Source organism: Kitasatospora sp. NPDC058162, assembly GCF_042884005.1.
Classification (GTDB): Bacteria; Actinomycetota; Actinomycetes; order Streptomycetales; family Streptomycetaceae; genus Kitasatospora.
In genome coordinates this window covers 203,286-224,714 of record NZ_JBHVUS010000008.1, presented here as the reverse complement: position 1 = coordinate 224,714, position 21,429 = coordinate 203,286, and the positions used below count along the sequence as shown (strand labels likewise).

General features: G+C 74.0%; 20 protein-coding genes. 11 read left to right on the top strand and 9 right to left on the bottom strand.

Features of this window, described 5'->3' with window-relative positions:
- Positions 1-38: 38 nt before the first annotated feature.
- Positions 39-872, bottom strand: coding sequence for a hypothetical protein (locus tag ACFVXG_RS18610; protein ID WP_387928803.1), 834 nt, complete (start codon positions 870-872; stop codon positions 39-41).
- Entirely contained in the window at positions 869-1,168 is a 300-nt protein-coding gene (locus tag ACFVXG_RS18605) for a PadR family transcriptional regulator (protein ID WP_387928801.1), read from the bottom strand. Before ACFVXG_RS18605 ends, ACFVXG_RS18610 begins: the two co-directional genes overlap by 4 nt.
- 294 nt (positions 1,169-1,462) lie before the next feature.
- On the opposite strand from ACFVXG_RS18605, the gene ddaH reads away from it, so the two are divergent.
- Positions 1,463-2,287, top strand: coding sequence for a dimethylargininase (ddaH, locus tag ACFVXG_RS18600; RefSeq protein ID WP_387928799.1), 825 nt, complete (start codon positions 1,463-1,465; stop codon positions 2,285-2,287).
- A gap of 78 nt (positions 2,288-2,365) precedes the next feature.
- Here the strand turns inward: ddaH and ACFVXG_RS18595 are convergent, their stop codons facing one another.
- Positions 2,366-3,547 carry a globin domain-containing protein gene (locus tag ACFVXG_RS18595; protein ID WP_387928797.1) on the bottom strand — a complete coding sequence of 394 codons (1,182 nt, stop codon included), beginning with the start codon at positions 3,545-3,547 and terminating at the stop codon, positions 2,366-2,368.
- Between the two features lie 140 nt (positions 3,548-3,687).
- The gene (locus ACFVXG_RS18590) at positions 3,688-4,131 is read right to left on the bottom strand and encodes an RrF2 family transcriptional regulator (RefSeq protein WP_387928795.1); all 444 of its coding nucleotides are present in this window, start codon (positions 4,129-4,131) and stop codon (positions 3,688-3,690) included.
- A gap of 336 nt (positions 4,132-4,467) precedes the next feature.
- Here ACFVXG_RS18590 and ACFVXG_RS18585 point away from each other — a divergent pair, with 336 nt between their 5' ends.
- The 3 genes from ACFVXG_RS18585 to ACFVXG_RS18575 all read left to right on the top strand — a co-directional run bounded on the left by ACFVXG_RS18585 (position 4,468) and on the right by ACFVXG_RS18575 (position 8,019).
- Complete coding sequence (locus ACFVXG_RS18585) at positions 4,468-6,117, top strand: beta-propeller fold lactonase family protein (RefSeq protein WP_387928793.1); 1,650 nt, start codon at positions 4,468-4,470, stop codon at positions 6,115-6,117.
- 119 nt (positions 6,118-6,236) lie between these two features.
- The gene (locus ACFVXG_RS18580; protein ID WP_387928791.1) at positions 6,237-6,881 is read left to right on the top strand and encodes a transcriptional regulator; all 645 of its coding nucleotides are present in this window, start codon (positions 6,237-6,239) and stop codon (positions 6,879-6,881) included.
- Between the two features lie 7 nt (positions 6,882-6,888).
- Positions 6,889-8,019, top strand: a complete 1,131-nt coding sequence (locus ACFVXG_RS18575) for an aminotransferase class I/II-fold pyridoxal phosphate-dependent enzyme (RefSeq protein ID WP_387928789.1) — start codon at positions 6,889-6,891, stop codon at positions 8,017-8,019.
- A gap of 105 nt (positions 8,020-8,124) precedes the next feature.
- Here ACFVXG_RS18575 and nagB read toward each other — a convergent pair whose 3' ends face one another.
- Together nagB and ACFVXG_RS18565 are read right to left on the bottom strand one after the other, a co-directional pair.
- Complete coding sequence (gene nagB / locus ACFVXG_RS18570; protein ID WP_350502800.1) at positions 8,125-8,907, bottom strand: glucosamine-6-phosphate deaminase; 783 nt, start codon at positions 8,905-8,907, stop codon at positions 8,125-8,127.
- Positions 8,908-9,219: 312 nt separating this feature from the next.
- On the bottom strand, positions 9,220-9,627 hold the full coding sequence (locus ACFVXG_RS18565; RefSeq protein WP_387928787.1) for a hypothetical protein: 408 nt from the start codon (positions 9,625-9,627) through the stop codon (positions 9,220-9,222).
- A 531-nt stretch (positions 9,628-10,158) separates the two neighbouring features.
- On the opposite strand from ACFVXG_RS18565, the gene ACFVXG_RS18560 reads away from it, so the two are divergent.
- The 3 genes from ACFVXG_RS18560 to ACFVXG_RS18550 all read left to right on the top strand — a co-directional run bounded on the left by ACFVXG_RS18560 (position 10,159) and on the right by ACFVXG_RS18550 (position 13,659).
- Entirely contained in the window at positions 10,159-10,920 is a 762-nt protein-coding gene (locus ACFVXG_RS18560) for a serine/threonine protein kinase (protein WP_387928785.1), read from the top strand.
- The gene (locus ACFVXG_RS18555) at positions 10,917-12,461 is read left to right on the top strand and encodes a serine/threonine-protein kinase (RefSeq protein ID WP_387928784.1); all 1,545 of its coding nucleotides are present in this window, start codon (positions 10,917-10,919) and stop codon (positions 12,459-12,461) included. Before ACFVXG_RS18560 ends, ACFVXG_RS18555 begins: the two co-directional genes overlap by 4 nt.
- A 91-nt stretch (positions 12,462-12,552) precedes the next feature.
- Complete coding sequence (locus ACFVXG_RS18550) at positions 12,553-13,659, top strand: calcium:proton antiporter (protein ID WP_387928782.1); 1,107 nt, start codon at positions 12,553-12,555, stop codon at positions 13,657-13,659.
- 251 nt (positions 13,660-13,910) lie between these two features.
- Here ACFVXG_RS18550 and ACFVXG_RS18545 read toward each other — a convergent pair whose 3' ends face one another.
- Complete coding sequence (locus ACFVXG_RS18545) at positions 13,911-14,945, bottom strand: LPXTG cell wall anchor domain-containing protein (RefSeq protein ID WP_387928780.1); 1,035 nt, start codon at positions 14,943-14,945, stop codon at positions 13,911-13,913.
- 495 nt (positions 14,946-15,440) lie between these two features.
- Here ACFVXG_RS18545 and ACFVXG_RS18540 point away from each other — a divergent pair, with 495 nt between their 5' ends.
- The 4 genes from ACFVXG_RS18540 (at position 15,441) to ACFVXG_RS18525 (ending at position 19,867) form a co-directional block, all read left to right on the top strand.
- The gene (locus tag ACFVXG_RS18540) at positions 15,441-16,754 is read left to right on the top strand and encodes a geranylgeranyl reductase family protein (protein WP_387928778.1); all 1,314 of its coding nucleotides are present in this window, start codon (positions 15,441-15,443) and stop codon (positions 16,752-16,754) included.
- Between the two features lie 211 nt (positions 16,755-16,965).
- On the top strand, positions 16,966-17,619 hold the full coding sequence (locus ACFVXG_RS18535; RefSeq protein ID WP_387928776.1) for a TNT domain-containing protein: 654 nt from the start codon (positions 16,966-16,968) through the stop codon (positions 17,617-17,619).
- Between the two features lie 165 nt (positions 17,620-17,784).
- A complete protein-coding gene (locus tag ACFVXG_RS18530; RefSeq protein ID WP_387928775.1) occupies positions 17,785-19,149 on the top strand; it encodes a hypothetical protein in 1,365 nt (454 codons plus the stop codon).
- Positions 19,150-19,261: 112 nt separating this feature from the next.
- On the top strand, positions 19,262-19,867 hold the full coding sequence (locus ACFVXG_RS18525) for a GNAT family N-acetyltransferase (protein ID WP_387928773.1): 606 nt from the start codon (positions 19,262-19,264) through the stop codon (positions 19,865-19,867).
- A 73-nt stretch (positions 19,868-19,940) separates the two neighbouring features.
- Here the strand turns inward: ACFVXG_RS18525 and ACFVXG_RS18520 are convergent, their stop codons facing one another.
- The gene (locus tag ACFVXG_RS18520) at positions 19,941-20,330 is read right to left on the bottom strand and encodes a VOC family protein (protein WP_387928772.1); all 390 of its coding nucleotides are present in this window, start codon (positions 20,328-20,330) and stop codon (positions 19,941-19,943) included.
- Complete coding sequence (locus ACFVXG_RS18515; protein ID WP_387928771.1) at positions 20,327-21,364, bottom strand: hypothetical protein; 1,038 nt, start codon at positions 21,362-21,364, stop codon at positions 20,327-20,329. Before ACFVXG_RS18515 ends, ACFVXG_RS18520 begins: the two co-directional genes overlap by 4 nt.
- Positions 21,365-21,429 lie beyond the last annotated feature (65 nt).

The window sequence follows — 21,429 nt, the reverse complement described above, 5'->3', positions numbered from 1 at the left end:
CCGGCGGGCCGTGGTCGGGCGGGTGACGGTCGCGCGGCTCACGACTCCGACGGCAGGTCGCCCGGGTTGCCTGGGCCGCTGAGGTCGCCCGGGTCGGTCAGGTCGCGCAGGTCGCCGAGGGTGCCCGCGCACACCGCCGTCAGCAGCAGCAGGCCCACGCCGATGCCGGCGCCGAGCGGGTGGAATCCGGCACCGGCGACCGAGAGGCCGAGGATGGTCGCGCCGCCGGCGGCGCTGGCGGCGGCCAGGGTCCAGACGCCGATCCGGAGCCGGCGGGTGCCGGGTGGCACGACGGCGTCCGCGCCGACGCCGGTGAAGATGCGGGGGATCTGGATCGCACCGAGGCCGAGGGAGATCCACCAGGCGGCGAGCACCGCGGTGCGCAGGGTGGGCGGTGAGGCGTCCGCGTCGAGGCCGCCGTGGACCGAGACGACCACGGCGGTGCCGAGGAGTGTCGGCCCGGCGAGGCGGCGGACCGCCCAGCCCGCCAGTGTGATCGCGGCGGCCGGCGTGGGCCGGGGTCGGGGTGCGACCAGGGCGATGCCGAGCAGCAGCAGGGTGGTGCAGCCGTGGGTGACCGTGTTCCGCACGGCGTCGGCCGGCAGGGGGCCGGCCTGCTCGGCGGCCAGGTGGCTCAGGAACCAGGCGGCGAGGGCGACCGTGATGCCCATGGTGGCCACCCGCCGGTGGCGCTGCGCCGGGAAGTCGGCGGGCCACAGGGCCGGGTGCAGCCACATGTCGACGATGCCGGCGACCAGGTTGGGCCAGGACTTCCAGCCCGCGCCCCGGGCCTCGTCCTCCACCATCGAACCCCAGCGCTCGCGGAAGGCGTCCGGGTAGAGCCTGACCAGGCTCCGGGTGACGACGCTCATGCCGGGTTCACCCCCAGGCGCCGCAGTCCCGCGTCCGCGACGCGGGCCATGGCGCGCAGTTCGTGTTCCAGGACTTCGCGGCCGAGCGGCGTCAGCCGGACCGGGCGCTGGCGGCCCTGGCCGTCGAGCGGCTCGATCAGCCGTTTCGTCTCCAGTCTGGCCAGCGCCCCGTACAGGCTGCCGGGGCCCAGGCGTTCCCCGGTCAGCTCCTCGATCGCCGTGTTGACGGCGTATCCGTGCAGCGGCCCGTCGGCCAGTGCGCAGAGCACCAGCGTCTGGGCGTCGTTGGCTTGCATGTGTCGCTCCTCCCGATCTGACGGAGCACCATACTACGTGCTGCGAAGTACGCGCCACGTACTACGTGACGGGTGCCGTCGCCGCCCTGGGCCGTGGCATGACGGGTGGTCGGTCGGACAATCGGCCGCCCCGTGCGGGATTCCCGTGCGCCGGGGCTCGCGCCGGGTGCGCGGGGGGTTGCGCCCGGCGGCGGCGCCCGCGCGGGTGTGCGAACCGGGGCGACGGGGCAGCCGCCTCTGGGGCGACGCGCACCTGCGTCACCCAACTCCCGGCGATCCTAGGACGGTTGAGCGATGCCCACGCACACCCCGGTACGTACGGCGCGGCCCCGGCGCTACCTGATGTGCCGGCCGACGTACTTCACGGTGGACTACGCCATCAACCCGTGGATGGACCCGGCGCAGCCCACCGACACCGCGCTCGCCGTCCGCCAGTGGGAGCGGCTGCACCGGACGTACCGCCGGCTCGGCCACACCGTCGAGCTGATCGACCCGGTGCCCGGCCTGCCCGACATGGTCTACGCCGCCAACGGTGCGACCGTGCTGGACGGCCGGGCCCTGGTGGCGACCTTCCGCTACCCGGAGCGGGCCGCCGAGTCCGAGGCGTACCAGTCCTGGTTCCGGCTGCACGGCTACCGCGCGGTGCGCCGCGCCGCGCACGTCAACGAGGGCGAGGGCGACCACCTCGTGGTCGGCCGCCGGGTGCTCGCCGGCACGGGCTTCCGCACCTCGCGGGCCGCCCACGCCGAGGCGGAGGAGCTGTTCGGCGTCCCGGTGGTCAGCCTGACCCTGGTCGACCCGCGCTTCTACCACCTGGACACCGCGCTGGCCGTGCTCTCCGACGACCACGTCATGTACTACCCGGAGGCCTTCGACGCCGACAGCCGCTCCGTGCTGCGCGCCCTCTACCCGGACGCCGTCCTCGCCGACCGGGCCGACGCCGAGGTGTTCGGGCTCAACGCGGTCTCGGACGGCCGCCGGGTGCTGCTCCCGGAGGCCGCCAAGAACCTGGCCGGCCGGCTCGCCGAGGAGGGCTACGAGCCGATCCCGGTGGACGTCTCCGAGCTGCTCAAGGGCGGCGGCGGGGCGAAGTGCTGCACCCTGGAGCTCAGGCCGTGACCAGCAGCACCTCCAGGCGGCGGCCCGCTCGTGACCGTGACGGGCGGGCCGCCGCCGATGTGGGAACTCCCTAGGAGCTCAGGCGCCGAGCCAGAGGTCCGGCCCGAACACCTCGTAGTGGATGTCCGCCGCCGGGACGCCCGCCGCGAGCAGCTGGCCGCGTACGGCGCGCAGGAAGGGCAGCGGGCCGCACAGGTAGGCGGTGGTGCCGACCGGGACCTCGACGGTCGACAGGTCGACCAGGCCGGTGCGCTCGGCCGGCCAGTCGCCGAGCGGCCGCTGGTAGAAGACGTGGGCGGTGGCGTCGGCCAACTCGGCGGTGAGCTGCTCGAGTTCGGCGCGGAAGGCGTGGTTGAGCTGGTCGCGGTCGCCGTGCACCGCGACGATCCGCCGGGTGGAGCCGGTCGCGGCGAGGTGGTCGAGCATCGCGGTCATCGGGGTGTTGCCGATGCCGGCGGAGGCGAGCAGCACCGGGCCGTCGCCGTCGGCGAGGGCGATGTCGCCCAGCGGGGGCGCCAGTTCGACGGTGTCGCCGGCCCGCAGGCGGTCGTGCAGGTGGCCGGAGACCTCGCCGCCGGGCTCGCGCTTGACGCTGAACCGCAGGGCGCCGTCGGCGCCGCCGGACAGGCTGTACTGGCGGATCTGGTGGGCGCCGTCGGCGAGTTCGGTGCGCACCGAGACGTACTGGCCGGGGCGGAAGGCCGGGACGGGGTGGCCGTCGGCCGGGCGGACCAGGTAGGTGGTGACGGTCGAGGTCTCCGGGTGGCGGGCGACCACGGTGTACGGGCGCCACAGGTCGGCCGGGTCGCCGCCGGCCGCGGCCTCGGCGCGCAGCCGGTCCTCGAGGGCGATCAGCGCATTGGCCATCAGCCAGTAGACCTCGTCCCAGGCGGCGGCGACCTCGGGGGTGACGGCCTCGCCGAGCACCTCGACGATCGCCGCGAACAGGTGCTCCTGGACGACCTTGTACTGGGCGCTCTCGATGCCGACCGAGACGTGCTTGTGGGCGATCCGGGCGAGCATCGCGTCCGGGCGCCGGTCGGGGTGGGCGATCAGCGCGGAGGCGAAGGCGGCTATCGAGCCGGCCAGCGCCTCGCGCTGGGTGCCGTTGGCCTGGTTGCCCCGGTTGAACAGGTCGCGCAGCAGCTCGGGGTGGGCGGCGAACAGCCGGTCGTAGAAGCGCGGGGTGATGTCACCGATCGCGGCGCCCACGACGGGCAGGGTGGCCTCGACGACCTCGGCGGACTTCGCGGACAGCATCAGAGGAGCTCCTGACTGGTAGCTGAGAACCGGTGTCTCAAGAATCGGCGTCTCAGAATGTGCATCTGAGACTCGTATTTAAGGCCGCGGGCGCCGACCGACCCCTCGGGGGCGGGGTCAGTCGATGGTCAGTCGGCGGGTCAGTCGGCGGGTCGGGCGGTGAGGCTGAGCAGGACCGGCCCGGTGGGGGAGGCCACCAGGTCGTCGATGCTGAGCGGGTCGAGCGCGGCGAAGAACGCCTCCTGGGCGCCGCGCAGCGCCCCGCGCAGCCGGCAGGCGGCCCGCAGCGGACACGGCGGCTCGTCCTCGCAGCCGACGACGTCGCCGACGCCCTCCAGCTCGCGCAGCAGCAGGCCGATCGAGCCGGTCCGCCCGGCGAAGGTGATCATCAGCCCGCCGCCGCGCCCGCGCCGGGCCTCCACCACCCCGAGGTGCTGCAGCCTGCTGACCACCTTGGCCGCGTGGGTGTACGGCACGCCGACCGACTCGGCCACCTCGCGGGTGGTCGGGTTCTCGCCCTCGCCGAGGACGGCGAGCCGCATGGCGATGCGGAGGGCGATGTCGGTGCTCTTGGTCAGCCTCACGATCGAAACGCTAGCGAATACGACTCCAGAACTCCAATTTCTTGCACGACCACGACCACGACCGCGACCGCGACCGGGACGGCGACCGCGACCGGGACCACGGCGGCACCAGGACGGCGACCGCAGCCCCGGTCGCGCCGTCCCGCCGGTCCTGCCAGTCCCATTGGTCGCATCCCGGTCGAATCTGAACAGTTGGCGACATTACCGATCAGCTCCTGACGCGCCGTCACCACGCGATCTACGCTTCGCAGCGGCTCCGGAGCCACGCCCTTCACCAGCTCCCCGCACCACCTTCCCGCACCACCTCCCCTCGGCTCGAATCCCCTGGAGAAATCCGTGAGATCACCGCGCGCACCCCGGCGCACCTGGACGGCCGTGGCGGCGATATCCGCAGCCACGGCCGCACTGCTCGCCCAGCCCGCCACCGCCGAGGCCGCCGCGCCCCCGCCGACCGTGGCGGCCCACGTGCCGGTGGCGCCCTACCCGGCCGGTGTGGCGCTCACCCCCAACGGCGCCCGGGCCTACGTGACCAGCCAGAGCACCGGCACCGTCAGCGTCCTGGACACCGCGAGCCGGACGGTGACCGGCAGCTTCACCGCCGGCACCGGCTCGTACGCCGTCGCCGTCTCGCCGGACGGCAGGCGCGCCTACCTGACCCACCACCTGGACAACGCGGTCAGCGTCGTGGACACCGCGACCGGCACCGTCACGGCGACCGTCCCGGTCGGCACCCAGCCCTGGGGCCTGGCGCTGTCCCCGGACGGCGCGCGCGCCTACGTCAGCAACGCCGGGGCGGGCACCGTGAGCGTGCTGGACACCGCGAGCAACACCGTCACCGCCACCGTCCCGGTCGGCGCCGAGCCGCACGGGCTCGCCGTCTCGCCCGACGGCAAGCGGCTGTACGTCGCGGCCTCCGGCGCCAAGGCGGTGAACGTGGTCGACACCGTGAGCAGCACGGTGAGCGCCACGGTCGCGGTCGGCCACAGCGCCTTCGGCCTGGCGCTCAGCCCCGACGGCAGCCGGCTGTGGGCCGCCGACGGGGACGACGCCACGGCCGCCGTGCTCGACACCGGCGCCAACACCCTGCTCGGCACCGTCGCGGTCGGCAACGGCCCGTACTCGGTGGCCCTCGCCCCGGACGGCTCCACCGCGTACGTCTCCAACTACGCCGACAACACCCTGAGCGTCATCGACGCGGCGAGCCGGACCGTCACCGCGACCGTCCCGGTCGGCGCCAGCCCGTACACCCTGGCGCTGAGCGCCGACGGGCGGCGCGGCTACCTCGCCGACTTCACCGGCGACGCCGTCGACGTGCTGAACTTCCCGCTGCCGGTGCCCGCGGTGACCGGGATCAGCCCGAACGGCGGCTCCGGGGTGGGCGGCACCACGGTGACCATCACCGGCACCGACCTGAACGGCGCCACCGCCGTCACCTTCGGCGCGGCCGGCCCGGCCGCCTCGTTCAGCTGCACGAAGACCAGCTGCACCGCCACCGCGCCCGCCACCACGGTGACCGGCCCGGTGGATGTCCAGGTCACCACCCCCGGCGGCACCAGCGCCGCCGTCGCCGCCGACCGTTTCGGCTACACCGCGCCCAGTGCCCATCTGGCCGTCGCGCTCACTGCCACGCCGGTCTCCGAACTGCTCGGCGGCCGGGTCGACTACACCGTCACCCTCACCGACCAGGGCCCCGACCCGATCACCGCGGCCACCGTCGCCGCGACCTTGCCCGCCGGGCTGACCACGACCTCGAGCGACTGCGCGGTGGCCGCGGGCAAGCTCACCTGCACCCTGGCCGCGCCGCTCGCCAAGGGCGCCACCACCACCCGGCACTTCTCCGTGCGGGTCGGCCTGCTGAACCTGATCACCTCCTGGGACGTCACGGTGGCCCGCACTGCCGGCGCCCCCGCGGACCCCTCGCCCGCCACCAGCAAGGACACCCGCAGCTGCACCTCCGTCCTCGGCGCGCTGATCACCTGCCACTGATCACCTGCCACTGAGCGCCCCCGTCGGAGGCCCCGTCCGGACTGCCGGGCGGGGCCTCTCGCGTGCCCGGCCCGCCCCGCTGCTGGACTAAGTGTCCGAATCGGACGTACAGTCCATCCATGCCTGCCGAAACCCCCGACCCGCGCGTGCGGACCTGGTCACCGGTCTGCCGCGCGGTCGCCCAGCTGCTGGGGCCCTACGCCGAGGTGGTGCTGCACGACACCGCCACCGACCGGGTGCTGGCCATCTGGAACCCGATGACCACCCGCGCCCCCGGCGACCCCTCCCTGCTCGGCGAACTGGACGAACTGGACCCCTCCGCCCCGGACGTCTACGGGCCGTACGAGAAGCTGCTGCCGGACGGCCGCCGGCTCTCCTCGGTCAGCGCGGTGCTGCGGGACGAGGCCGGCTGGCCCTCGGCGGTGCTCTGCGTCAACCTCGACCGCGGCCCGCTGGACCAGGCCGCGGCCCTGTTGACGAACTTCGCCGCGCCCACCGCCCCCCGCCCCGAGCCGCTGTTCGAACGCGACTGGACGGAACGCATCAACGACGCGGTCGGCGGCCACGTCCGCGCCCAGGGCCGCCCGCTGGAACGCTTCACCCGCGAGGACCGGCTCGCCGTCCTGCGCGAGCTCGACGCGGCCGGGGTGTTCGCCGTCCGCCGGGCCGTCCCCGCCGTGGCCGTCGCCCTGCGGATCTCCCGCTCCACCGCCTACGCCCTGCTCGCCGAGCTCAAGCACCCGGCCGGCTCCAGGAAGGACTGAGAACCCGATGACCCAGCTGCCCGACTTCCGGCTCGAAACCTACTTCACCCGTTGGGAGTTCACCGCCCGCCACCACCTCACCGCCTCCGACGCCCAGACCATGACGATGGCCGAACTCCTCGCCCTGGCCGGCCCGGAGGACCGCGAGGCCTGGGACACCCTGGCGCTCGGCTACACCGAGACCTTCGGCGACCCGGGCCTGCGGCAGGCGATCGCCGGGATGTACGAGCGGGTCGACGCGGACGACGTGATCTGCTTCGGCGGCGCCCAGGAGGGCATCAACCTCGCCATGCAGGTGCTGCTCGGCCCGGGCGACCACGCGGTGGTGCTGACCCCCAACTACCAGTCCGCGGAGACCATCCCGCTCTCGCTCTGCGAGGTCACCGGCGTCGCGCTGGACGAGCGGCAGGACTGGGCGCTCGACCTGGACGCCGTCGAGGCGGCGCTGCGCCCGAACACCAAGGTGCTCTCGGTCAACTTCCCGAACAACCCGACCGGCACCCTGATCGACGCCGCCGACTTCGCCCGGCTCGCCGAACTGTGCGAGGAGCGGGGCATCCGGCTGTTCTCCGACGAGGTCTACCGGGGCCTGGAACGCGACCCGGCGCGCACCCTGCCGCAGGCCGCCGACCTCTCGGGCACCGCGCTCTCGCTCAACGTGACGTCCAAGTCGCTCGGCCTGCCCGGGCTGCGGATCGGCTGGATCGCCTGCCGGGACCGCGAGCTGCGCACCCGGCTGGAGCGGGCCAAGCACTACACCACCATCTGCAACTCGGCGCCCAGCGAGGTGCTGGCCCGGATCGCGATCACCGCCCGGGACCGGATCCTCGCCCGCAACCGGGGCCTCATCGCGGAGAACCTGCCGCACTTCGACGCCTTCTTCGCCGAGTTCCCCGAGCTCTTCGACTGGCGCGCCCCGGACGGCGGCTGCGTCGCCTACCCGCGCTACCTGGGGCCGGACGGCGTGGAGGACTTCTGCACCGCGCTGGTCGAGCAGGCCGGGGTGCTGCTGATGCCCGCGAGCATGTTCCGCTCCGAGCTCACCCCCACCCCGGCCGACCGCTTCCGGATCGGCGTCGGCCGCCGCGACCCGGGCCCGGCACTGGAGGCCTTCGCCGACTGGCTGCGCAAGCGCTGACCGGCGAAGCACCGAGCGGGGACGGTGAGGGGGCGGGGACCGCGAACGGCCGGGGCACCGATTCGGTGTCCCGGCCGTTCGCCGTGCTCGGAAGGTCCGCAGGTGTCAGAGCTTCTGCCAGGCCGGCTTGGCCGCGTAGGTGTCGCGGAAGTAGTCGGCGAGCTTGAGGCGGGAGGCGGCGGCCTCGTCCACCACCACGGTGGCGTGCGGGTGCAGCTGCAGTGCCGAGGCGGGGACGGCGGCGGCCAGCGGGCCCTCGACGGACAGCGCGACGGCCTCGGCCTTGGCCTCGCCGGTGGCCAGCAGGACCAGGTGGCGGGCCTCCAGGATGGTGCCGATGCCCTGGGTGATGACGTGGTGCGGGACCTCGTCGATGCTGTCGAAGAACCGGGCGTTGTCGACCCGGGTCTGCCGGGTCAGGGTCTTGATCCTGGTCCGGGAGGAGAGCGAGGAGCAGGGCTCGTTGAAGCCGATGTGGCCGTCCGTGCCGATGCCGAGGATCTGCAGGTCCACGCCGCCGGCCTCGGCCAGCGCGCGGTCGTAGGCGGTGGCGGCAGCGGCGATGTCGGCGGCGTTGCCGTCCGGGCCCAGGAAGGAGTCCTCGGTCAGGCCGAGTGGCTCCACGACCTCCTTCAGCACCACCGAGCGGTAGGACTCCGGGTGGCCAGCCGGCAGGCCGACGTACTCGTCCAGCTGGCAGATGCGCGCCCGGGAGGCGTCCAGGCGGCCGTCCCGGACCCGCTCGGCGAGGGCCTGGTAGATCGGCAGCGGGGTCGAGCCGGTCGCGACGCCGAGCAGGGCCTCGGGCTTGTCCGTCAGCAGATCGGTGATCGCCGCGGCGATGAGTTCGCCGGCCGCTGAGGCGTCAGGGACGATCACGATTTCCATACTGGGTCCACCGTTCTGAGGCGAGTCTGAGGTCTAGACCTCCAAGGTCTAGACCAGTTTGCCGTGAACGGGGGTCCCAGGTCCACCCGGGGCCGGTACAGGGGTCCAGGCGTTCTGCCTGGTGGGGGCTCCCGGGCGCGCTCGGGCGGCCCGGGACTGCCGGGGCCGGACGTGCGGAGAGCCGGGGCCTTCGGGCCCCGGCTCCCTGCGCCCTGTCGTACGGGCTGCCCTGTCCTACGGATGGCGTTCCTGCGGCGGGTGTCCTTCCGGTGACCGGTCGGGGTCCGGACTACCGGAGCGGAACGGGCCGGGTCAGAACGGGTTGGTACAGGTGGTCACCTGCTTGCTGGCGTCCAGCGCCGGGCCGGCGGTGGCGCAGATGATGCGGGGGGCGGTGGCGGTGACCTTCGAGGTGACGGCCTGGGCGGAGCCGAGTCGGACGGTCGTCGCACTGGCGACGGTCTCCCACGGGCTGCCCCAGGCCTGCTGGGTGCGCACCTCTACCTGAACGATCGTCAACTGGTTGGGGTCCGCGTTGACCTGGGCGATGCCGACGATGCCTTCGCTGTCGGCCTGGTGCGTGATGCAGGGGCGGTTGAGCACCGTGGCGCAGGCTACGGTGCCGGCCTCGGACGTCGCCGTGGCGGCTATGGCGGGGGCAGCCGAGAGCCCTGCGATCCCTGCCACCGTCATCATCACGGCTGCAATCCGAGTGCGCATGATACGAACCTCCTTGGAAATAAAGGGAATCTCATTCCTTGAGATGAGTCTTGCACACATCATGGGATCGGCGAGTGTGCGTTGCGTCACACCCATGGTGACGGTTCAACTACTGGCTGCAATCGTTCGCCGGATGTTCAGCACACGGACAAGTTGCGGCCTGACGGATGATCAGTTCGCAGGTGACGGCGCCGCCCACCCCAACTCCCTGACCTGCGAAGACTTGTAGCCGCGCCGGGTGTGCGCTCGGTCCTCACCCCGCCTGCGTTCGGCGGATGGGGGCGGTGTCCTTGGTGCCTGGGAGGGGCGCGTTGATGCTGTCGCCCCGCACCCGTACTCCAAGGCCACTGCTTTGACCAGTCCTTGAACTTCCCTTTTATCGGCGGGACCTCCGCCGATGGCCACCCCTTGACGGTCAACTCTCGCCCCAGCACGCGGAGTTGGTTGCCATTCGTCACTCGTCCGGGTGGCGCCTTGCCACCGGGGCGAATCGGACGGATACCATCGAACCGATCCCACGGAGGTGGCGGCGTGGACACGGTCATCGTGCAACTGCCCGGCCCGGGGCCGGACCTGGCACCCGGTGCGGCGCCCGGACTGCTCCGGATGGGCCCCGGCGAGGCCGCGGTGTTCGGCCGCGGCGAGCCCGGCCGCCCCGTCCCCATCCCGCTGCCCGACCAGGGCGTCTCGCGCCGGGCGGGCGAGGTGGTCGCCGCCGAGGACTACTGGCGGCTGTCCAACTTCAGCACCACCGCCACCTATGTGGTGGAGAACCTGGAAGGCGCGGGGGAGCACGTCAAGGTCGCCCCCGGACGCCTCGGTGCGCCCGTCCCGTTCGAACTCTCGCGGGTTCTGCTGCCCGCCCTCGGCGAGCCCGCCGCCTTCAAGGTCTTCGCCCCGCAGCACGCCTACCTGGACGGCCACCCGTGCGACGGCGGCGGCGAACGCACCGTCAGCCCCTTCGCGCTGGACCCGACCGCCAAGTACTTCCTGGTGCTGCTCGCGCTATGCGAGCCCCGGCTGCGCTCACCGTCCACCGCCGCCGTCCCCGGGGTGACCGACGTGCTGGCCCGGCTGCGCGCCCTGCCCGCCTGCCACGGGCTGACCCGCTCGGCGGTGAACTACCACATCGACTACCTGGTCGGCGCCAAGCTGCGGCTGCGCGACCCGTACGAGGAGGGCTCCGCCGGCGGCAAGCGCGAGGAACTGGTCGCCCTGGCCCTGCGCTTCGACCTGGTCCGGGAGGAGCACCTCGCGCTGCTGCCGCCCCGACGCCCGGCCGGCCGGCCGTGAGCCCGACCGACCCGCAGGCCGACCCGCCCCGGAGCGACCGACCGGACAGCCGTACGCCGGCCGCCCGTACGCCGGACGGGCGGCCGCCCTTCGAGCTCCCCGAGGGCTACCCGCTGGCCGGCTACCACACCGGCGCCTTCCTCGGCGCGGGCGCCTGGGGCAGCGTCTACGCGGCCGAGGGCCCCGACGGCACCCGGGCCGCCGTCAAGCTCCTCGGACCGGCCCGCTCCAGCCCCGGCCAGCGCCGCACCATGGCCCAGATGGCCGTCGGCGAGCTGCGGTTCAGCCGCCGTGCCGACCACCCGCACCTGATCCGCACCCTCGCCGTGGTCACCGTCCACGACCCGGACCGCCCCGAACTGGACGGCGCCGTCGCCCTGGTGATGGAACGCGCCGCCCGCAGCCTCCAGGACGCCCTCGCCACGGCCCGCCCCGGCACGGCCGTCCCCGGCGCCGAGCGGATCCTCACCGAGGTCTGCTCCGGACTGACCCACATGCACCGGGCCGGCTGGGTGCACGGGGACCTCAAACCGGCCAACATCCTGCTGATGCCCGACGGCACCGCCAAGATCGCCGACTTCGGCCTGACCGCCGAACTCGAGGGCACCCACGCCTACGCCCCGCCGCTCGGCTCGCCCGACCACGTCCCGCCCGAATGGTGGTCCGAGCGCACCGGGGCGCGCGGGGTCGCCCTGCGCCCCAGTGCCGACGTCTGGGCCTTCGGGGTGATCGCCCACCAGCTGCTCACCGGCGGGCTGCACCCCTTCCTCGGCGCCACCGCCCGGGCCCGTTCGCTGGCCGCCCAGGCGTACGCGCGCGGCGCGACCCCGCTGCGCCTGGACCAGGCGCTCCCGGCCCGCTGGCGGCCCGTGGTGGCGGCCTGTCTGGCCGCGGACCGGGAGGAACGCGCCCGCGCCGACCTCGCCGCCCTGGTCGCCCGGGCCGGCGCCCGCCCGGCCGGGCCCCGGCGGGCGCTGCGGGCGGGCGTCGGCCTGCTGGTCTGCACGGCCGTCCTGTGCGCGCTGACCGGCGGCCCCGAGCCCACCGCGCCGGGCGGGCCCCGGGCGGCGCCGCCGCTGCCCGGGGCGATCCCGGCCGGCTCCGACGTCCCCGGGGCCTACCGGGGCATGATCGAGGAGGCCGCCCGGCGCTGCCCCGAACCGGAGGTCAGTCCGGTGCTGCTGGCCGCGATGCTCAAGGCGGAGAGCGGCTTCGACCCGAACGCGTCCAGCCCGGAGACCGGCGAGTACGGCATCGCGATGTGGACGCCCGCGGTGTTCGAGGCCTGGGGCAAGGCCGCCAACCACCCCGGCCCGAAGTCCTACCTGGACCCGGGCGACGCGATCGCCGCGATGGGCAACTACGTCTGCTGGCTCGACCAGCAGCTCAAGCGGCGCGGCTTCACCCGCGACCTGCCCGCGCTGGTCACCGCCGCGTACCGGACCAGCGACAAGACCGTGGCGGACACCGGGGGAGTCCCGGAGCGGGTCCGGCCGCACGTCGACAAGGTCCTCCGGTACCTGGCCGAGTACGGAGGGTGAGCGGACGAACCGGGATGAGTTGTGCCACAACCGCCCGTACCCCGGCGCGGGCACCCCGGCGACCGGCCTCCGGTCTGGGATCCTCGGGCGCATGATCACGAAGCTCCGCGCGGCCTCCGCGCAATGGACCGTCGTCGTCCCGGTGGCGGCGTTCGTCGTCCTCGTCCTGACCTGGCACGAGGACCTGCCCGGCTGGGTGGTGGGCGTCGTCGCGGTGTTCCTGATCGGGGCGGTCCTGGCGGCCGTGCACCACGCCGAGGTGATCGCGCACTGGACCGGGGAGCCGTTCGGATCGCTGGTGCTCGCGGTCGCGGTCACGGTGATCGAGGTGGCGCTGATCGTGACGCTGATGGCGGACGGCGGGGACACGTCCTCGACCCTCGCCCGGGACACCGTGTTCGCCGCCGTGATGATCACCTGCAACGGGATCATGGGCCTGTCCATCATCGTGGCCGCGCTCAAGTACCGCACCGCCGTCTTCAACGCCGAGGGCACCGGCACGGCGCTCGCCTGCATCGCCACCCTGGCCACCCTGAGCATGGTGCTGCCGACCTTCACCACCAGCACCCCGGGCCCGCAGTTCTCCACCACCCAGCTGGCCTACGCGGCCACCGCGTCGCTGGTGGTGTACGGGCTGTTCGTGACCACCCAGACCCTGCGGCACCGGGACTACTTCCTGCCCGTCACCCCGGAGGGCGAGGTCCGCACGGAGGAGGACGACGACCACGCGGCGCCGCCCACCGTCCGGGCCGCCGGGATGAGCCTGCTGCTGCTCGCCGTCGCGCTGGTCTCGGTGGTCGGCCTGGCCAAGGGCGTCTCGCCGACCATCGAGTCCGGGGTGGAGAGCGCCGGACTGCCGCACGCCGTGGTCGGCGTGGTGATCGCCCTGATGGTGCTGCTGCCGGAGACCATCGCGGCGCTGCGCGCGGCCCGGCGCAACCGGGTGCAGACCAGCCTCAACCTGGCCCTCGGCTCGGCGCTCGCCAGCATCGGCCTGACCATCCCGGCGGTCGCGATCGCCTCGGTCTGGCTGTCCGGCCCGCTCGTCCTCGGCCTCGAACCCTCGCACCTGGTGCTGCTGACCCTGACGGTGGTGCTCGGCACCCTGACCGTCATCCCGCGCCGGGCCACCCTGCTGCAGGGGGCGCTGCACCTGGGGGTGCTGGCGGAGTTCGTGGTGCTGGCGGTGAACCCGTGACGGGAGTGAACCACTGAGGCCCCCGCGGCCGTGGAGATGAACGGAAGCCCCTGGCACGTCCCCCCGTGCGGTCAGGGGCTTCCGTCGTCCCCGGCCCGCGCTGCCGGCGGGCCGGGGACGTTCAGGGCCGGTCCGGCCCCATCGGGCCTGTCGGCCCCTCAGGACCTGTCCGGCCCCGGGGTCCGCGGCTCAGACGCGGACCCGCGGCCCCCGGAGGGCTCAGACCCCCGGGGACCGGCGTACCGGGTACCTCAGGAGGAGGTGCGGCGACGGCGGGTGTAGACCACCGCGCCCGCGCCGGCGACCAGCAGGGCGGTGCCGGCGCCCGCGTACAGCAGGGTGCCGTCGCTACCGGTGCTGGCCAGCTTCTTGCCGTCCGACACGGCGCCCGGGATCGGGGTCGGGACGCTGACCTTGGCCGGCACGACCAGCGGCTGCTGCGGGCTGACCTTGGTGCCGGCGCCGGGGTGCACCGGGACGGTGGCGGTCGGCGCGGTGGACGGGCCGGCGCTCGGCGCGGTGCTCGGGGCGCCGCTCGGGACCACGGCGGCCGGGGTGGTCGGCGCGGGGGTCTTGGCGGGCTCGGTGGCCGGAGCGGTGGCCGGGGCCGTCGCCGGGGTGGTGGGCGCCGGGGTCTTGGCGGGCTCGGTGGCCGGGGTGGTCGCCGGGGCGGTGGTCGGCACCGGCGGCAGCGGGGTGGTGGACGGCGTGGCCGAGTGGGTGGGCGCTGGGGTGTGCGACGGCGTGGGGGTGTGCGAGGGCGCCGGGGTGTGCGTGGGGCTGGTGCTCGGCACGGCGGTCGGCTTGCCGGTCGGGGCCGTGGTCTGGCCGCCGCAGTCGACCTTGAAGACCTTCTGCTTGGGGTTGCTGACGTCCGGGTTCTCCGGCAGCTCGCCGTCGACCAGCGAGACGGCCTGCCAGAACAGCTTGTAGTGGCCGTCCGGGAGGTTGATGTCCTCGGTGCGGATGTGGCCCTGGTCGTCGACCGGGAGGTCGCCGTACACGACCGGCTCGGTCATGTCGCTGTTCATGTCGAAGATCGCCCAGAGGACGTCCTGGTTCGCGTCGAAGCCGAAGGAGTCCAGGTAGAAGGTGCAGACCTTGGGCTCGTTGCGCACGTCCTCCTGGCCGGTGGAGGCGTCGTGGATCTTGACGGTGCCGTTGTTGCCGGGGGCGCCCTTGCCGTTGCCGCCGGCGACGGCGTGCGCGGCGGGGGCGAGCAGCAGCAGGGCGGCGGCGGTGGGGACGGCCACCAGGGAGCGTGCGGCGGTGGAGCGAAGGTGCATGGGTGTTCCATCGGGTACGGCAGGCCGGGACGCGCCTGCGCGGTGGGAGGGGGCCTTCGGTCGCCTGCCGGATGGGGGCCGGCTGCGTACGACGTGAGGGGGACAAAAGTTCCCGCAGTGCGAAACGTGACGCAAGGGGGATTTGGCCGAAATGCAGCGCTGGGGGCGATTGGTCCGACTAGTCCCCCACAACAATCCGATCACCCGATTGTGGTGAATTCATGTGCATCAAAGCCGTCTGACGTGCTGATTTGTCGCTCGGGCCCGGTTCGGCGGGCCGCAACGTCGACCGGCGGGCGATCCGAGGCCGGTCGGCGGGTGGCCGGTATTGGCCGGTCCGCGACACGGGTCCGCGTGTCATGGCGGCGGGCGCGAGGCGAGGTTCTCTATCGTCCCGTCTGGAACCGCCCGGTCCACCGATTCCGTTGTGCGTGCGGCCGACCGCGTCAGCAAGCGGTCGAGCCGACAGCCGATCCGACCCAGGGGGAGTGCCCGATGCCCGGCCCAGAGCAGCAGGTGCGAACGGAGCGGCAGCGGCCCGCCCCGACCGAGGACAGCGCCGACGTCATCGTGGTCGGCGCCGGACCGGCCGGCTCCACCGCCGCCTACCACCTCGCCCGCACCGGCCTGGAGGTCCTGCTGTTGGAGAAGTCCGCCTTCCCGCGCGAGAAGGTCTGCGGCGACGGCCTCACCCCGCGCACCGTCAAGCAACTGGTCGACATGGGCATCGACGTCTCCGAGGAGGCCGGCTGGCTGCACAACAAGGGCCTGCGGCTGATCTCCGGGCACCGGTCGCTGGAGTTCGACTGGCCCGAGCTCTCCGCCTTCCCCGGCCACGGACTCGTCCGCCGCCGCGCCGACTTCGACGAACTGCTCGCCCGCAAGGCCGCCGCGGCCGGTGCCCGGCTGATCGAACGGGCCAACGTGGCCGGTCCGTTGACGGACGAGCGGTCCGGCCGGATCACCGGCGTCACCGCCAAACTGGGCGAGGAGCGCAGGCCCGTCGAGTACCGCGCCCCGATCGTGGTCGCCGCCGACGGCAACTCCACCCGGCTGTCCGTCGCGATGAAGCGCTACCGGCGCACCGACCGCGCGATGGGCGTGGCCTACCGCACCTACTTCACCACCCCGCGCCACGAGGACCGCTACCTGGAGGCCTGGCTCGACCTGCGCCACCCCGACGACCCGGCGCACCGCCTGCTGCCCGGCTACGCCTGGGTGTTCGGCATGGGCGACGGCACCGCCAACGTCGGCCTCGGCGTCCTCGACACCGCGAAGACCGACCTCGACTGGCGCGACCTGCTGCGCCGCTGGTGCGCCGACCTGCCGCCCGGCTACGGCTACCACCCCGACGCCGTCACCGAGCCGATCCGCGGCTCCGCCCTCCCGATGGGCCTCAACCGCCAACCCCACTACGCCGACGGCCTGCTGCTGATCGGCGACGCCGGCGGCACGGTCAGCCCCGGCACCGGCGAGGGCATCGCCTACGCGATGGAGTCCGGCCGCTACGCCGCCGAGACGGTCGTCCAGGCGCACGCCCGCCGCACCGACCGCGGCCGCGAACTCGCCCTGCGCGCCTACCCGCAGAAGCTGCGCTCCGCCTACGCGGGCTACTTCGCGCTCGGCCGTCTGGCCGCCGACCTGCTCGGCCGCCCCCGGCTGCTCGGCGCGGCCGGGGCCGCCGGACTGGGCCACCCGGCGCTGCTGAAGGTGGCGTTCCGGCTGATGGTCAACCTGACCGAGCCCGACTCCAAGGACGCCCTGGACCGGCTGCTCCACCTGCTCGGGCGGGTCGCCCCGGGGCGTTGAGGCCGGTGGCGCCGGACCGCTCATCCTCCCGGGTGAGCGGGCCCGGCACCCCGGTCTTGGCCGAATCCGGTAATTCGGTCGGCCGTCGGCCAAGTCGTGTTGACGAATGATCAGTGAATCCGCTTGCCTGGTGTCGAACCGGCCACGGAGGGTGAACGGAAAGCCCTCCGTGGCTCCCTTTTTCCACCGATCCTCGTTCGACGGAGACACCGTGCGCCTTCGCCTGCTCGTCGCGCCCCTCGCCGCGGCCGCCGCCCTGACCGCCGTCAGCATTCCCGCCGCTGTCGCCGACACCCGGGCAGCCACCCCCTCCGACCAGTGCTCCGCGACGTTCTTCGACGGCGACTCGCGCCTCGGCCCCGAGGACCTCCCCAGCACCGGCCCGGTCGGCCGCCAGCTCACCGGCTACCAGCGCACCGGCGGCGCGAGCGACCAGGCCTTCCTGGCCCAGTACTACGACCAGAGCGCCAACGGCGGCAAGGGCGGCTGGATCTACCCGCCCGCCGACGGCTACGTCACCCTGCCCGACGGCAGCCCGTTCGAGTTCGACCTCACGCTCTACCCGAACCAGAACATCGACCGCTACGGCAGCGAGTACGGCGCCTACCTCGCCCCCGAGGGCCTGCCCTACGCCAACCGCGCCATCCCGCCGCAGAGCCTCGACAGCGTCCCGGCGGCCGGCTGCAACTACCACGACTACAAGGTGGTCAAGTCGTTCAAGGTGCACGCCGGGCCGATCGCCCCCTGGTTCAACCAGCCCGGCTGGGGCCTGCAGTACCAGCTCGACGCCACCCTCGTCCCCGGCGGCCCGGCCAAGCTGAACGTGCTCTGGCTCGTCGAGAACGGCTACCTCGCCCGGATCTGACCGGAGTGCGCACAGCACGTCCTCCACACGGCATGTCCGAGCTGTCTCCACACAAGTGCGGCTTCGGAAGCGGTGGTTGAGGGAATCCGTCCGGACGCGGGAGGTCGGCCCCGGGGCCGGCGCCCGCCACCCTCACATCGCCTTCCGTCCGAAGGAGATCAGCCCGTGCAGGTACGTCACGCACCGCTCAGACCGCTGATCGTCGGCCTCTGCGCCGGGGCCACCGCCCTCGCCCTCCTGGTGGCCCCGGCGCACGCCGCGCCGGCCCGTACCGGCCCCGCCGCGTCCTACACCGTCGGCACCCCCACCGACCTCTCCACGGCGTGCTCGGGGCAGAACGCCGAGACCATCCAGGCCGCCGACCCGGCGGCGAACGCCGTCTACGACGTGTGGATGGGCTGCAAGGGCATCGGATTCGCGGGCTCGGCCGACGGCGGGGCCACCTTCTCCACCCCGCTCACGCTGCCGGGCAGCACCGGCCAGAACGGCAGCCGCTCCTGGGACCCGGCCGTCACCGTCGCGCCGAACGGCACGCTCTACGCGGCGTTCATGGTCACCCGCTCCGGCCTGACCTACCCCGTCGTGGACGTCAGCACCGACCACGGCGCCAGCTTCAAGACCGTCGGCCAGATCGTCCCGCCGGACGCGAACAACTGGGGCGACCGGGACTTCATCACGGCCGGCCCGGACGGCACCCTCTACCTCACCTGGGACTACGGGCCGAGCGCGGCCGCGGTGACCTTCCTCTGCGCGACGTCCGGCAGTTGCTCCTTCGCCACCGGCGACGTCAACGCGGTGCTGCAGAAGTCCACCGACGGCGGCCGGACCTGGAGCGCGATGTCCCACATCAGCCCCGGCTACCCGAACAGCGGGGCCGACAGCGCGCCCGTCACCGTCGAGCCGGACGGCTCCGTCGACGTGCTCTACCAGGGCTACGCCGTCACCGACGTCCCCACCGACGACCTGGGCACCGCCCGGACCTACGCGACCCGCTCCACCGACGGCGGCGCGACCTGGACCCCGCCGGTGGCGGTCGGCGCCGGCGCCGGGACGATGAACACCGGCGAGTGGTGGATCGACGGCAGCGAGGCGCTCGGCCCGGACGGCACCCTGTACGCGACCTGGGACACCCAGGGCCCGAACAGCGACACCGGCTGGCTGTCCTACTCCCAGGACCACGGGGCGACCTGGTCCACCCCGGTGCAGGCGCCCGCCGACACCCTGAACGTCCCGCACATCATGCAGGTCGTCGCCGGGCCGCCCGGGATCGTCTACGTGGGCTGGCTCTCCAGCAGCGACCCGCGCGGCTACGCCCAGTACCTGCGGACCTTCTCCACCACCCGGGGCTGGCTGTCCGCCCCGCTCCAGGTCTCGCAGGCCTTCGGTACCGCCACGGTGTGGCCCGGGGACACCTTCGGCCTCTCCGCGCTCGCGCCCGACCGGCTGGTGCTGGCCTGGGGCAGCGCCGTCGCCCCCACGGCCTCGAACGCGAGCATCTGGGCCGCGAGGGTCACGGTGTCGCTGACCTGACGGTCCGGGCGGGTGGTGCCGGCCGCGCGGCCGGCACCACCCGCCATGGGCGCCGGCTGCGGACCGGATTAATCGCTGGCGGGCGCGGTGCGGCGGGAGGTAGGAAGGCGGGGTGAGCACCAGCGACTCGCCGGCCGAACGGCGCCCCTTCCGTCCCGACGTCCTCGACCTCGGGGACGTCCTGCTGCGCCCCTGGGGCCGCGCCCTCGACCTGCCCGGGGGCACCGTCGCCGCCCTGACGGCCGCCGCCGCGGACCAGGAGATCGCCCGCTGGAACCCGCTGCACGACGCCGTCCACCCGGCCGGCGCCGAGGCCTACCTCGACCGCGCCGACCAGAGCTGGGCGGACGGCGGCACCGCCTGCTTCGCCGTCACCGACCGCGCCGACGGCCGACTGTGCGGCAACGTCGCCCTGATCTGGACGGACCGGGGCGAGGGCGTCGCCATGGTCGGCTACTGGCTGCTCGCCGCCGCCCGCGGCCGCGGCCTGGCCACCCGGGTCACCGACGCCGTCACCCGCTGGGGCGTCCGCACCGCCGGCGTCCGCCGCATCGAGCTCTACCACGCCGTCGGCAACGACTCCTCCTGCCGGGTCGCCGCCCGGGCCGGCTTCCCCTACGAGGGCACCCTGCGCGCCTCCTACCGCCACGGCGACGGCCCTTACCACGACGAGCACCTGCACGCCCGGCTGGCGACCGACCCGGGGGTCACCGGGTGACGGGCCGTCCGCACCGGGGCGGTCACCCGGGTGGTTCGTCCTGACCCACCCGTCCTGACGCACCGGACACGTGCTAACCGTGGAACTGGGCGAGCTGGATGAGGTTGCCGCAGGTGTCGTCCAGCACCGCGACGGTGACCGGTCCCATCGCCGTCGGCTCCTGGGCGAAGCGCACCCCGAGCCGGTGCAGCCGGTCGTACTCGGCGTGCACGTTGTCCACCGCGAACTGGGCGGCCGGGATGCCGTCCTCGACGAGCGCGGTCTTGTACGGCCCGACGGCGCGGTGGTTGTCGGGCTCCAGCAGCAACTGGGTGCCGTCCGGCTGTTCGGGGGAGACCACGGTGAGCCAGCGGTACGCGCCGAGCGGGACCTCTGCCTTCTTCACGAAGCCCAGCACCTCGGTGTAGAAGCGCAGCGCCTTGTCCTGGTCGTCGACGAACACGGTGGTCAGGTTGATCCTCATGGGGTGCCCTCCGATGCGCCCGGGTGGTGGCGGTGGCCGCCGAGCCGATCGTAGATCGCGCGCAGCCAGGGCTGCCGGACGGCGGGCAGCCGGGCGAGGCGGTGGCGCAGCAGGCGCCGGTCGGGCTCGAACAGGCGGTCGGGGCGCAGCGGCGGCGGATCGTCCCGCACCTCCCCGGCCGGCAGCCGGCTGCCGGGGCGCAGCGGCGGGAAGGCCAGGTACGCCCACACCTCGGCGTCCAGCGGGACGGACACGGTGCCGGACGGCGCGGGCCAGGCGGCGCCGGTCCACGGGTGGCGGGGGACGAGGGCGAGGTCCGGTGCCGGGACGGCGGGCAGGCCGGGCCCGGCCGGGCGCAGGGTGCAGGCCGGGGGACCGCCGGGCAGCAGCTGCTGCAGGGTGCGGCCGAAGGTCTCGGTGAGCAGGCCCGGCGCCACGCCCACCGGCTCGCCGCCGGAGGCCGCGACGATCTCGGCCAGGGCCTCCCCGACGGTGGCGCTCCACCGGTCGCTCCACCAGCCGTCCGGCTCGACCGGGGGCAGTGGCGGCACCGCCCAGCCGTCCCCGGCCGGGCGGGCCGGGCCCTCGACTGACAGGCGTCGGAAGGCCCGCGGGTGGAGCCACACCGCCTGCCAGCGGTAGCAGTCGTCGACCCGGGTGCCCACCGTCCGCCCGCAGCGTGCGCAGGCCAGGTTCGAGCGGTCGGCCGCCGCGCAGCAGCCCTCGCACCGCTCGGGGATCAGCTCGGTGCCGCGGGTGTCGCCCGGGGTCAGCAGCACCGCGCCGCCGGGGCCGCTCCACAGGCCGTCGACCGGCGCGTACAGGCCCCGTTCGGCGGCCTCCGCGGCCGTGACCTCCGACCAGGGCCGCCAGGGCTGTTCGTTCGGCTCCGGATCGACGGCGAAGGTGCCCGGCTCCAGCAGCGGCGGAAGGTACCGGTTCCCGCCCTCCCGGTGGGCGTGCGGCGGCAGCGCCACCTCCGCCACCGGCACGGTCAACTCCGCACCGCACCCCGCGCACGCGAACACCGCCACCCGTTCTCCCCCCGTCGACGAACGTCCGGAGTATCGCCTCCCGGGCACCGGCCGCCAAGCGGTTT